Below are 12,677 nucleotides of genomic sequence, written 5' to 3'. Positions count from 1 at the left end.
TCCGCGCAATCACGGTCTGCGGCGACCGCGCCGCGCTTTTCATAATTAATTACAGGAAATCGGAAAAGAAACCATATGACCCTGTTGTCGTGCGGATGGTCCGGTCCCTGAAGGCACAGGGCTGCTAAGTGGGGGGTGGGCAACGCGGACTGCTGCGCCCTGAGCTGCGGCCGCGTGATCCGCACGCTCAGGCAGTCGGCCTTGCGGCTGTTTCCAAATGGTGCATCCCAGACGTGGGAAGACGACGCGGAGAGCATCTCCCGACCGCTTCTTTCAACGGAGGGGCGATCATTTCCATTACTATCGCCGTGTGCTCAGAGGGGTCAGAGACGAGAGCTGCGTGTTCGTGCGCCGCGCCCTCGACACCACTGACCGTATAAAATCCCGCACGCCAGAGATTTTCGCGAGGCTGCTGACGATGCCTTGTAGGCATCGTTGATGCTGGGCGAAATCCACAAGCAGCGCGTGTCCGATACCGCCCATGCCGTGTCTCTGGATTTGTTTATCAGCCTCTCGCAGAGATATTGGTCGCCGAGCTCCTCGGCACGATCCTGCGGACTAGCCGAGAGCACGATAGGCGAGCCTGCCAAATCACCATCTGTTGACGCGGTCGGCGACCGTCGAGAACAATACACACTGTCTATTCACTGCGCGCCACTCGTTCGAAGACCGCATGAAGAACGGTAGGCTCGGCGAGGAGCTTCGGCGCATGTTGATGGGCTACCCGATCTACCGGCCGAAATATGGCGAGGACGGCGACATGAAGATGTGGCAACAGGAACTATGAAGATCGTGTGGCCGCTCGATCCTGGGACCGTATGACCCGCTGACGCACTGCGGCAAGACGTTCTTCCTTCGCCCAGTGGTCCTGCAAGGCGCGTTCCAAGTGGTCGTATAACGGGAGCCATGCCTCACCATGGTCACCTCGTGCCACAATGATTTCGGCGACGCGGTCGAGTACTCGCTCAATCCGCTGTGCCGTGACTGGTCGAGGCGTGGGCGAGTATCGCCTCACGGCTTCGCCCGTCCGCAAGGCCATGAATGCACCATGCCTTATGTGTAGCGGACTTTTTTGGTGCAGTGAAGGCCTGCATTCGGCTTGAGCTGCAATCGGCGGCTGCGGCTTGCAGATGTGAAAGGCTCTTTGCTCATCGGGGTTGGCAGCGGGAGGGCGATCGTCCGCAGCCCCCGAATACGATAGCGCGAGTTGCCGGCGCAGCCCGTCCGTCATCTGGTCAACCGAGCCTCTCCTCCTCGTGAGCGCGTGGCAGATTTGTTTGCTTCGGCGGCGTGATTGCCGCCGCAGAGAGTTTTAACGGTTAGTTCGTGTGCACTGCCAATCTTCGGCCCTGTCATCCAAGACGGCGCCAAGGGAACGTCTTCGATCACACCCACCCTGCGTGCCCAGGTCGCAAACGCCTTGTGCGCGGCCTCGACCGACTTGCGACCATCATACGCCGAGTAGCATGTATCACAGGCCGCTCCGTGGAGAAGGCCACGCCTTTCGACCGGCCATTCTTCCAGAAATTCTATGGCATCCATGACGCAACCGATCTTTTTGAGGACGAAACTGTCATCTCGCACGAAAATCGGCTGTTTGAACGTAGCGCTCTCCATCGTGACCTCCCTTCAAGCCCTAAAGCGGCGCTTGTGTCTCTTCGGGTGACGCAGGATGATTCCTCGGCAAAACATGCCGGTCTGCGTGACGCCTTCGGCACAGAGAGGATATTGGAAATGGCTCTTTTCAGTTCAAGAGAGAATTGGCCGGCCGAGCCCAGCAGCCTCTTGGCAATTGGCACCTCATCCCGCTGCCAGCGCGTCTGTCCGCGAGGCCCTCGGCCCACCAACCTGCACGTCGGCGATCTTGCCGTCGCGTAGCAAGGCCTCTAACCGGCGTAGCAGTGTAGATTGACTGGAAGAGCATCAGCGCAGCGAAGGCGGCGTTGTGTTTTCCTTTACTCATGTCCATTGCGGCCACTCCACACAGCGCGGGATGTAGTCGTCAAACCGGAGGGCATCAATTCTGGCACGTCAACGCCTTCATCGCCGCCGGCATCGTCTCGCGAAAAAAAGAGCGGGCCCGGAAGAGTCGGACCCGCCAGCGGCTATGATCAGGCTGCAGAGAGCGGTCGGTCATTCGCGAGCCAAAGGCTGGCTGCTGCCAGGGCAGCAACCACAGCGCCAGCGATGGCGTGCGACCACATTGCTGCCGCCAGGCCGGCAAAGCCAAGCACCCAAGGTGCGGCCACAATCCACAGGCCGACGACAAGGTTCGCCCATTCCTCATATTTGTGGAACGCCACCAACGCGCGCGCTGCGATCAGAACGGTGATTACGCCCGCGATGAAGGCGTGCCAGACGGCAACAGCATCGGCAGCATAGCCAAGGAGCCAAGGCGAGAGCGCCAGCGCGATGCCGGCAAGGATGTTTACGACATCGAGCGCCGGCCTGCTGCTGTCGGAAGCGAGATTCTTCAACATCGTCATTCTCCTTTCCTGCGTTTCAGTACGTCAATGTACCGCCCTTGAGTCGAGGGCGGGTGCGGCAGCGGGCCTGTTCGGCCCGATGCCGCAAAGCTTCCTGGGTCCGGATTTGAAACGGGCGCAGTCCTTCGGCGAGATCGGCTCAGTCAGGAGGAAGGGTTCGATCTCCCGAGGTTCGAACGCATTGCCGGCGATCTCACTCAATGCGAGATGCAGCCGGCTCTTCGGCCTGGCCGCCAGCCGGGGCGCTGCGCCGCGCGCCAGTGCGCGCGCCCGCCCTGCTGCCGCGACCGCAAGCGCGAAGGGGTTCGGGATGGTCCGTTGGGCGTCTAAGACGATCAGTGGGTCCATTCTTGCCTCCAATCATGCGGCTATCCGGGATCGTACCGGGCTGAGCCGAGTCTGGAATCTCTGGGTACTGCCCTCCAAGGCCAGCAGAGCGAGCTCAACCTCGTCCAATCGCGTCGGACGTGCATTTTCCGGCATGCCTTCAGCGGTGGCCAAGTCGATCAGGTACTCGTTCCAGGCCCAGTTCTTGAGCACGGCACGTTTCTCGTCGGGTGCGAGTACCGGGTCATCCACCACCTCCATCGGACAGGCGTAGAATGTCTCGGGCTCGGAAAGCGCCGTCTGTATGTGCGCTGCCTGTGCACCAGCGCCATAGTTGTGGCTTGCCTGGAGCCATGCCAATTGTAGCCGTTGCCAAACCACGTCGGAAAAGGCGTGCCTCTCCTCCGATGCTTGCCTGTTGCTGACCTTGGCCTGAGAGCCAGAAGATGGAGCCTGCACCACGTAGCTGAGGCCTTGGCGCTCCGCATAACGGATCGCCGCCTCCAGCGTCGGAAAATCCAGTCGAACCTGGGTCAGGGTGTCCCGGCCGCCCGTATAGCCCATCAGCGGCTCGATGAACGGGGCTGTGCGAGGTTCGAAGATCAATCGCCAGTCCTTGCGGGGCTTTGCCGAGGTCATGGCCGAGCGGCATGGCTGGTAGATCCGTCCCGTCACGCCGTCCGGAAACACTGACCGCCCCATTGACAAAGCCGGCTCGTCGACACGAGACCGATTGTCATTGTCCGGCCGGCCGGAGGTCCTGGTTGGGCTTCTGATGTCGCTGCTTTGAACTGTCTCCATTGTCTGTCCCTCCTATCATGAAGGGTGGTACGAGCAGCGGCCGTTACGGCCGCTGCTCATACTGCCGTGCGTCAGTTCTTGCCGTTGATTGCGATCCGCTTGGCCTTCGCCTGCGCCCGCTCGGTCTTGGGCAAGGTCACGGTCAGCACCCCGTTCTTGAAGGCGGCGTTGACCTTGTCTTCCTCGACCTCGTAGCCGAGCGGAATGAGGCGCTCGAAGCGACCGTAGAAGCGCTCGGAGAACTGCCGGTCTTTGTCCTCGGTCTCGGAACGCTTCTCGCCTTTAAGCTTGAGCGCCCCGTTGTCCAGCAGGACTTCTATGTCGCTCTCGTCCAGGCCGGGTATTTCCGCCGTGACGCGGACTTCCTTGTCCGTGTCGGAAATTTCGACGCTGGGCCAAGTGGCGGCAAAAGAGGGACTGAAGGCCGGCAGTCTGGCGCCGAAGCTGCGGAAGGCGTCATCGAACAGCCGGTTTACCTCCCGGTGGAGGGAGACGAAGGGGTCTCGATCTCCATCAGGGAAGAGACTGGGCGCCGAGTTTCCGTTGCCCCGGCCCCATGGGATCAAGTCACGTACGCTCATTGTCTTTCTCCTTTCGTAGGTCTGTGAGCCGGGCCGGACGCCCGGCTCAAGCGATGCCTTCATCGTGGATTGCTCAGGCCGCCAGCTTCTCGGTCTCGACCTTGGGGGCTTCGATCTTCGGCATGGGAGCCCCGCTGGAGATCTCGACCTTGCGCGGTTTCATCTCCTCGGGAACCTCGCGCTTGAGATCGATGCTCAGCAGCCCGTTCTCAAGGCTGGCGCCAGCAACTTTGACATGATCGGCCAGTTCGAACCGACGCTCGAAAGCGCGCCCGTTGATGCCGCGGTAGAGATACTGGCCGTTCTCATCGCCGGATTGCGACCCGCTCACGACCAGCATGTTGGGCTGGTGAGTGATGGTCAGCTGGTCCTGCGAGAAACCGGCGACCGCCATCGTGATGCGATAGTCATCATCATCAACCTTGGCGATATCGTAGGGCGGCCAGTTGTCGAACGAGGCCACACGGCTCGCATTTTCAAGCATGTCGACCATGCGGTCGAAGCCGATGCTGGACCGGTACAGGGGGGTAAAATCGAGGTTCATAACCACATCCTCCTTTGAGCAACATGGATCATAGGAGGCGCCAAGAGCCTTGCCGCCTCCTGGTCTTGCCGGCCCCATCAGGCGACCGGCGACCATCAATTTAGAATCGCGACTTGCACCTTCAAGAGGTATTAGGAAAATTTTCAGCGGCAATCCGGGCGAAACGCACCCATGCCACCCCCCGCCGGCGGGGTCACTCGCCGACGGGTCAATGGTTCACGAACAATCAGGTCGCGCTTAAATCCGATCGATGAATGGCACGAACCCGGCCAACATCGCGCTGTCACTGCCATCAGGACCGGCAAGCTCGTCCGATTGATCCAATTGTTGCAATGCATCCATGATCGCATCGAAGCTGACTGGTTCACCCGCCCCCGGCAGCATGCGAAGCGCTGGCACGGATTCTAACGCGCAGGCATCCGACGCCCATGACGAAAGGATGGCGCGCTTCTCCTGACCGTCCAGGGCAACGTCGGCCAAAACGTCGTGGGGATGTTTGAAATGCCGTGCCGGATGCAGCAATCGGTCCAGAAAAACATCGGGGGCCACGGGTTCAATCGAGGCAAAATGGGTCGAAATGGCTGCTTCCATTGATGGTCCTCCGCTTCAGACAATCTCCTGCGTGTTTGAGTTTGGCGGCTCTCGCGATTCCCGCCAGACGAAATTTTGGGACGTCTCAAGCAAGTTTCAATGGCTTGGCACGGGTCACATTTCCCGTGGTCAACGCCTTAGAACCATTTTATCCAGCCGGTGAAACAATCGGCGAGAATCTCAGTTCTGACGTCGGGCGAAAATCAAGGACCCGAATCCGGCAGGAGAACCAGTCATGTCTTACCTCTCTAGGAACTTGTGCATTGGCTTGATCACAGGAGCCCTGATGCTCTCGACTGGCGGCCTTGCTCCGGCCACCGCACAGGAAATTCCGAACGACTTCAGCGCAATCGTGCGTCAGAAGCTGCCCGCGGTTGTCGCCATCACGACCAGGCAGATCATCCAGGATCAAACGACGCTCAACGACTTTCCCAATCCCTTCGACGGAGGAGGGCGTATCCAGCCCCAGGTGCGGGAAGCACTCGGCTCCGGCTTTGTGATCAGTCCCGAAGGCTATATCGTCACCAATAACCATGTCGTCGCCGACGCAACTGAGATTCACGTCGTGTTCTCCGACAAGGAGACGGCGCCCGCCCGGGTGGTGGGCCGCGATCCGGCAACCGACATCGCGGTATTGAAAGTCGAGCCTCCGCCCAACATGACGGCGACGGCCTGGGGGGATTCGGACGCGATGCAACCAGGGGCCTGGACCATCGCCATCGGCAGTCCCTTCGGCCTCGGGGGCACGGTCACTGTTGGCGTCCTTTCTGCCCGCTCTCGCGATATCCAGGCCGGTCCTTACGACGATTTCCTGCAAACTGACGCCTCGATCAACAGAGGTAACTCGGGAGGTCCTTTGTTCAACGCGCGCGGCGAAGTCATCGGAGTCAACACGGCAATCGTGTCGCCGTCAGGCGGTAGCATAGGCATTGGGTTCGCGGTGCCCTCGCGCACAGCTCGGACTATCGTCGACCAACTGATCAGCACTGGCCGCATCGAGCGCGGCTTCATCGGCGTGCGTCTTCAGGAGATCACGCCCTCCATCGCCGAGGCGCTCGGAATGCCGGGCGCCAAGGGAGCGCTGGTTGCCTCGGTCGAGGCTGGCAGCCCGGCGCAGAAAGCGGGAATCCAGGCCGGCGACGTGATAACCCGGTTCAACGCCAAGGACATCCAAGGCGTCCATGACCTGACGCTGGCGGCAGCAAGCCAGAAGCCGGGATCGAAAGTCACCGTAACAACGAACCGGGGCGGCACAAACCAGGAATTGTCGCTGACTGTCGATCGACGCAGGGATCAGGAGGAACAGACCGGTGCCATTCCAAGCCTGGGGACTGAGGACCAGCGCCTTGGTATGTCGCTGAGCGCCATTCCGGACGAAGCGCGCCAGCAACTCGGCCTGCAGGCCGACACCACGGGCGTGTTCGTCCAGGATGTCGCTCCCAACAGTCCTGCGGCCGAAAGCGGCATCCGGCCCGGCGACGTCATCGTGTCGGCCAACAACCGAAACATGACCCAGCCGTCTGACGTCCGCGAGGAATGGGCGAAATCCCGTCAGCAGAAAAAGCCAGTGTTGTTCCGTATCGACCGGCAGGGACAATCGCTTTTCGTTGCTGTGGCAAACTCCTGACTGACAGGCCAGACGGCGTCGCGATCTGTGCTGCTGGGCTGGCCCCCTACCGGAGCGCACCAGAGTTGTGAAGCTGATGAGCGGTATGTTTGAAGTGGCGGTCCGGCTCAACATGCGGCTGCGGGAACTGCTCTGCGGCTTTGCGCGCACGGTCGGCGACTCCGGTCGGCGAGGCGAAAGTCCTTACGTTTCGGCGCATCCGGCGACCACACAGGTGGACAACAAAAGCCTGCGATCCGCTTCTGAGCGCGTGTGCTTTTATCGATGTAAGGAACTTCGCGCCACAGGTTTAGACTAGCGATCTCTGGCGTGTGAACGCAAGAGAAGTGGGCGATCTCCAAATCGGCTGTGTGATCAATGCTGTAGCGTTATCCAGTGGCCGACTGAGCCGCACGAGGCCTGTGATGCCTGCTACTCGGCTACGATGGTCGGGAGTCTGGAGCCCACGCGCAAGACCTATGACTGAACTGAAACGGGCACAAAGGTCGGTTTCACCGAGAAAGTGTCTGCAACGCTGCCGTGGATGACAAGACCGAATTGCACATTCGATGGGTTTGCTGATTTACTCCAGACGGGTGCCCGGTTCAGCCGGGTCGTCCTCGTCGGGCTTAAGCAGGTCAATAAGCGCGGCCGCTCGTGTTCCCGGAAGCGGGCGCCCCTGTCCCATTAACGCCTCGTCAGCAAAAGCCCATGCCCATGCCTCTCTCAATTCCTCGATCGACGCACCCGTTGCGATGATCTCCGCAACCGTAATATCGTCGGCTGATCCAATGACGGAGAGAACTTCTTGCCGTGTCATCGTTTGACCGCGTTCTGACTACAACTGAACTAGATGGAGATTTCATGGAGCACTTGCAACCGATCTAATGAGGGCTGTCGCAGGATTCCCTTGCGCAAGATCAGGGGCTGCGCAATGGGCGCCCTTCACCTAGCCAAACGCGCGCCACATAGGGCGCAGGGCGCAGAAATCGACGGAGCCCATGCGCTCGGCATTTGCGAAGACCCGGCAAGTCATCCAGATGATCGCCATCACTGAGGCCACTTGGTGGAACTCCTCCTGGATCATCCACGCAGCCGGAATCGGCCATGGGTGTTCTCAACAACCCGGAAACTCGGCCACGCACGGCCTATGCCCCAAGGCTGCCCGGCCGAATATGTTTGCGCGCGGATAACTCCGGTCTGTGAAGCAGCACCCTGTTGCGGCCCGTCTGCTTGGCAAGGTAAAGTGCGGCATCCGCCCGTTGCTGTAACTGCTCCGGCGAGATCGCCTCAGCGGTCTGAACGGCAACTCCAATGCTCAGGGTGACCCAGCGCGACACACGGGATCCAGGGTTGGGCAAAGCGGCAGCCTCGACGCTCTTACGCATTCGTTCAGCCACAGCGGCGGCCTCTTCCTCGTTCACCCCGGGCAGGAGCACGAGGAATTCTTCGCCGCCATAACGGGCAACGTGATCGCGATCACGCCTCACGTTTTCCTTCAAGATAGTTGCGACCTTTACCAAACACCGATCTCCCTCCGCATGGCCGAGGTGGTCGTTTAGCTTCTTGAAGTTGTCAATGTCGCACATCAGCATCGCGGCACCGGCAAGGCAACGTTTGTCGCTTCCCCATAGGCGCTCGAGTGTTTCCGTCATCCAGCGACGGTTGGAGATGCCGGTGAGTGGATCGGTCCTCGCCAGGAGTACCAGTCGATCATTCGCTTTCGCCAGTTGGGCGACCCTGCGTCGGTCGCGAAGCTCAAACAGGAAAGTCTTTTGAGCGAGAATTGTCATGATGCGCCGCGCGGCCACCGTTGCAAAGATACCGCTGGCGAAGAACAGCGTTCCAGCTACTGCACTCCCATGCGCGATGGCCGGGTTCTGCAGTTGAAGCATGAGATAAAGTCCGAGCGCCAGCGCAGCGATCGTCATCGTCCAGGCCAAGGGGATCCCGAAGATGATGATGGCTGTGATGGCCACGAACAACATGACGTTCAATTGCCGTTCGTAGAACTCGCCACCAGCGCTTGCTCCGACCAATGCGACTGACAACAAGATAAGGAACATGCCTGCGATCAGCGAGGCTCCTTGGAGCCAAGGCGCCTGCGGTTTGCGCCAAACAAGGACCACGGCCAACGCGACGGGCGGGATGATGGCGCCGGGCAGGAGCATGGACTGCGCTACGCCCCATGGAAGCAACGCCGCGTTCAATGCCAACGTCAGCACATCCAAAAATGCCACCCAGATCATCCACGCGCGGATGATTTTCGCCGTTTGCGACCAGACACGTGCTCGAAATAGGCGTTCGATCTCGCCACCCAGGCTGATTTCGCGCGTACGGCGCGCCAGAAGCCGGTCGACCTCAGCGGCTAGGGCAGGATCATCCTGCACATCGGGGGGCATCAGATCTGACAAGTCGATAGGCCCTACGCTGCTTTCTCCTGAATATCTATCCAAGCCATAGGCGGTCGGCGGTGGGCAAGCATGTCAACTTACCCTGAAGATTTGATTTATAGCTGCGATTTGCGAACAATCAGTCCCAAACCATCCGATGCTCGATGCGTAGCCGAATTAACCTTTGTAATTGCGGTGGCGCTGCACCGCTGTTATCCACGCCCCGCCGCTGGGCTCGGCGAAATGTTCCGAGAGCTTCTGAAGTTGAGCGCGTGAAGGAACGGGTGATGCCGATTCTTGTCATGTCGACCTTTCGAGTATTGCCTGCAGACCAACAGGATGGATTTGGCCATGAAAGGAAGCCGACCGGTTATTTCGTTGTTGGATTTCGACATCCTCTCCCGGGCTCTTACGTCAGCCATCAGGGAGAGCCCGGAATCCGATTCGATGGTCCAGGCCCGCGAGCTTGTGTGCCTATACACCGGGAAAAAGTCAGCCGACCAAAATTTGATCGCGGCCTTGCTTCACGCCAGTCGCGCCCAGCTGGACGTGGAAGCATCCAAGACCAATCGCCCGGCAAGAATTGACTGAGTGCCTGCATCTGCTCGACGTGACCTCTCACCGGGTTGTCTCCTCGACGGAGCTACGTCCGAGACGAAGCCCAAAGGCGCGACCGACTAGGACGAATATCCTGACCGCGACACGATAGCCAGCAGGTCACCGAATGGACCTTTGGAAGTCATGGCAGCGGGTTGGACTTCGATCGAGATAGCCGAGGCCATCGAGCGCCGTGGCCGACCGTCGTGGGCGCGAGGAAAGCGCCGCTCTAGATCCCTGCTGCTCGCACGAGCATTTTTACCCCAGGGCCATAAATTTTGCACTGATCTGAGGAACACGCATCTGCAGTCGAAGGTCGGGATGTGCTTGGTGAGGACGACTCCCTCCTTGAAAGGACCAAGCTCTGGTGCGAGGGCCAGCCTCCGGTTCCGAGACCCGGTTGCGGGCGTATGCAATGCAAGCAAGCGTTAAGTTTTTCTGCAGGCCTGGAACCTCTCTCTGAAATCGAAATTGGGTCTGCAGCTTGGCTCCCGGGCCAGGTCTCAAAGCAGGGCCCGCCGCCGTTTGTGTCCTCAGTGGCGGGCCCACTTCGTTTCCGCTCAACGCTACATTGCGATTGACTAAAGCAACGAACATCCAATGAACGCAATCTCACATGGCATCGATCCATGGCCAGGTCGGCACGATCATTTTTTGGGTGACGGTGACCACGCCGACCAGTTGGTCACAAGGAGTGACCAAACGACGAGACCTGTAGCTACGGGCACAACGGCAATCCGGCCCTCCGCGATTTGTCGCGTCGGGTGGTCTTTCCTCCCGATTGCCGCAGCGTCGCAGTGCGACGAGCCGGTGAGATTGGCCGAAGGCCTGACGCCGGAAACGCGCGAGCGCGCTAAAACTACTGGGTGATGCGCGGTGATGGTGGGATGCTATCTTTAACTATGCCGATTTGCGGCTCTTGGCCTTTGGCCGGTCTTGGCCGATGCCTTCCTTGGCGAGGCTCTTTCGAAGAACCGAGGCCAGCTCGACCACGTTCTCCTGAGGCTTTGGCGCCGGTTTCGGAGGCTTTTTGCCCTTTCGCTTGGCGTCGATCATGGCAATCAACGCATCTTCATAGGTGTCCTCGAATTTCGAGGGATCAAACTTCGTCACCTTCTTGTCGATAAGGAGGCCCGCGATTTCGAGCAAATCCGAATCGTATTTTGGGCTTCTCACGTCATTAAAGACGGTGTCTTCCGATGTCATCTCATTGTGGGTGCGCAACTCGGTCAGCAGCATTCCTTTTTCAAACGGCTGTATCAATACTTCGCGGCCGCGCTGATAGAGTACGACGCAGGAACGTGCCGCGACGCGCTTCTTGGCCATCGCATCGCGCAGGACGGCAAAGGCCTCAAGGGAAGCGCCATCTGCCGGGATCAAGTAGTAGGGCTTTTCGAGATAGCGCGTGTCGATCTCGGCAACCGGAACAAAGGAATCGACATCAAGCGTATGCTGGGACGTCAGTTTCAGTTTCTTGATCTCGTCCGGCTCGACGTGGATGAAATCGCCCTTGTCCGCCTCATAGCCTTTGATCTGATCCTCGGCTTCGACAACATCGCCGGTGCCTTCGTCGACATAGGCACTCTTCACGGGTAAACCGTCGCTGCGGTTCAAAATCTTGAAGTGGATTTTCGATGCCTCGCTGGTGGCACCCACTATCTTGACCCCGCACGACACGGAACCGACCCTCAGAAAACCCTTCCAGACCGCGCGTGGCGCCACCATGCCGTTTCTCCTAGACGTCGACTTCCGCACAACGCCAGGCACACGGTTCTGTTCCGCGTCATGGGCAGCACCTTGTCGCAAGCTTATTCCTCACGGTAGTCCAGCAGCTTGGCGTGGCGGAGCCTTTCCTCGCCCTTCAGGAACCGCACGCGACCGACCAGACCAGGCTTAAGCCATTCGGCCTTTTCTTTCTTGAGACCGATAGGCACTGGTCCGCCGACCTTCCCTTGCACGCGATCCCAAAGTCGCTGGCGCTTGTCAGCTTTAAACGCAACGAAAGCGCCGCCGGCATAGCGGCCCTTGTCGGCCATGAGCACCATTGCGGGCTTTCCAGCCTCGCGCTGCACGCCAATAATGTCCATTTCCTTTTCGGCATAGCATTTGATCTTTCGCCAGTTCATCGTCGGCCCGCTGCGATAGACGCTGTCCTTGCGCTTCGAGACCATGCCCTCCAACCCCGCCCTGTCGACCAGGTGATAAACCGCGTCACCGGTGCCGGGCATGGCTTTGCTGACCTGAATGCGGCCGACGGCTGGAATCAGTTCCTGCAGGATCTGGCGGCGGTCTTCCACCGGCATGTTGCGCAAATCATGCCCGTTCAGGTGCAGGAGGTCGAATGCCACCAAATACAGATCGCGCGACGGCTTACGACGGGTGACGGCTGACTGCAGGGCCTGGAAGTCGGACAGGCCGGCCTCGTTGACCGTGATTGTCTCGCCGTCGATGATGAAACTTTCCGCCTCGATCGCCTCCGCCTCTCCGGCAAGTTCGATATAGCGGCCGGTCCAGTCGTAACCGTTCTTGGTGAACAGCCGGATCCCGTTTTCATCCTTGATGATTTGGGTCCGATACCCGTCGAACTTGATCTCATGGAGCCATTCGTCGCCCTGCGGTGGCGTCTCGACCAGCTCGGGCTCCATGGGCTTGATGAACTTCAGACGCATGCGCTGACTCGCATAGTGCGATTCAATTAGCGCTCGCTAAAATGGTTCCGGAACATTTTAGACGAATTGAATGTTTGATGGT

13 protein-coding genes are annotated in these 12,677 nt (G+C 59.5%); 2 read left to right on the top strand and 11 right to left on the bottom strand.

The genetic code is table 11. From position 1 onward, the window contains the following. Positions 1–1,227: 1,227 nt before the first annotated feature. Positions 1,228–1,542: a DUF982 domain-containing protein gene (locus EOC83_RS32070; protein ID WP_244514481.1), complete on the bottom strand. Its 315-nt coding sequence runs from the start codon at positions 1,540–1,542 to the stop codon at positions 1,228–1,230. Here EOC83_RS32070 and EOC83_RS33495 point away from each other — a divergent pair. Next, positions 1,486–1,878: a hypothetical protein gene (locus EOC83_RS33495; protein WP_244514484.1), complete on the top strand. Its 393-nt coding sequence runs from the start codon at positions 1,486–1,488 to the stop codon at positions 1,876–1,878. The genes EOC83_RS32070 and EOC83_RS33495 overlap by 57 nt on opposite strands. Before the next feature lie 233 nt (positions 1,879–2,111). Here EOC83_RS33495 and EOC83_RS32065 read toward each other — a convergent pair whose 3' ends face one another. The 6 genes from EOC83_RS32065 to EOC83_RS32040 all read right to left on the bottom strand — a co-directional run bounded on the left by EOC83_RS32065 (position 2,112) and on the right by EOC83_RS32040 (position 5,330). After that, positions 2,112–2,480, bottom strand: a complete 369-nt coding sequence (locus tag EOC83_RS32065; protein WP_063170899.1) for an SPW repeat protein — start codon at positions 2,478–2,480, stop codon at positions 2,112–2,114. A 30-nt stretch (positions 2,481–2,510) separates the two neighbouring features. After that, entirely contained in the window at positions 2,511–2,834 is a 324-nt protein-coding gene (locus EOC83_RS32060; protein ID WP_063170829.1) for a hypothetical protein, read from the bottom strand. Positions 2,835–2,846: 12 nt separating this feature from the next. Next, positions 2,847–3,614: an NADH dehydrogenase ubiquinone Fe-S protein 4 gene (locus EOC83_RS32055; RefSeq protein ID WP_063170828.1), complete on the bottom strand. Its 768-nt coding sequence runs from the start codon at positions 3,612–3,614 to the stop codon at positions 2,847–2,849. A gap of 71 nt (positions 3,615–3,685) precedes the next feature. After that, complete coding sequence (locus EOC83_RS32050; protein WP_013525023.1) at positions 3,686–4,195, bottom strand: Hsp20/alpha crystallin family protein; 510 nt, start codon at positions 4,193–4,195, stop codon at positions 3,686–3,688. A 73-nt stretch (positions 4,196–4,268) separates the two neighbouring features. Beyond that, the gene (locus EOC83_RS32045; RefSeq protein WP_164752017.1) at positions 4,269–4,745 is read right to left on the bottom strand and encodes an Hsp20 family protein; all 477 of its coding nucleotides are present in this window, start codon (positions 4,743–4,745) and stop codon (positions 4,269–4,271) included. A gap of 231 nt (positions 4,746–4,976) precedes the next feature. Then, a complete protein-coding gene (locus EOC83_RS32040; protein ID WP_063170827.1) occupies positions 4,977–5,330 on the bottom strand; it encodes a hypothetical protein in 354 nt (117 codons plus the stop codon). A 286-nt stretch (positions 5,331–5,616) separates the two neighbouring features. Here EOC83_RS32040 and EOC83_RS32035 point away from each other — a divergent pair, with 286 nt between their 5' ends. After that, a complete protein-coding gene (locus EOC83_RS32035) occupies positions 5,617–6,957 on the top strand; it encodes a Do family serine endopeptidase (protein WP_244514445.1) in 1,341 nt (446 codons plus the stop codon). A 562-nt stretch (positions 6,958–7,519) separates the two neighbouring features. Here EOC83_RS32035 and EOC83_RS32030 read toward each other — a convergent pair. The 4 genes from EOC83_RS32030 to EOC83_RS32005 all read right to left on the bottom strand — a co-directional run bounded on the left by EOC83_RS32030 (position 7,520) and on the right by EOC83_RS32005 (position 12,595). Beyond that, positions 7,520–7,756: a hypothetical protein gene (locus EOC83_RS32030; protein WP_013525027.1), complete on the bottom strand. Its 237-nt coding sequence runs from the start codon at positions 7,754–7,756 to the stop codon at positions 7,520–7,522. 328 nt (positions 7,757–8,084) lie between these two features. Further along, a complete protein-coding gene (locus EOC83_RS32025; protein ID WP_063170825.1) occupies positions 8,085–9,338 on the bottom strand; it encodes a diguanylate cyclase in 1,254 nt (417 codons plus the stop codon). A gap of 1,488 nt (positions 9,339–10,826) precedes the next feature. Beyond that, a complete protein-coding gene (locus tag EOC83_RS32010; RefSeq protein ID WP_063170823.1) occupies positions 10,827–11,651 on the bottom strand; it encodes a Ku protein in 825 nt (274 codons plus the stop codon). 83 nt (positions 11,652–11,734) lie between these two features. After that, positions 11,735–12,595 (bottom strand): ATP-dependent DNA ligase, encoded by an 861-nt coding sequence (locus EOC83_RS32005; protein WP_063170822.1) that lies wholly within the window; start codon positions 12,593–12,595, stop codon positions 11,735–11,737. Positions 12,596–12,677 lie beyond the last annotated feature (82 nt).

This window comes from Mesorhizobium sp. Primo-A, assembly GCF_003997175.1.
GTDB lineage: Bacteria > Pseudomonadota > Alphaproteobacteria > Rhizobiales > Rhizobiaceae > Mesorhizobium > Mesorhizobium ciceri.
The sequence above is the reverse complement of the archived record's forward strand: the minus strand, read 5'-3'. Positions and strand labels throughout refer to the sequence as shown.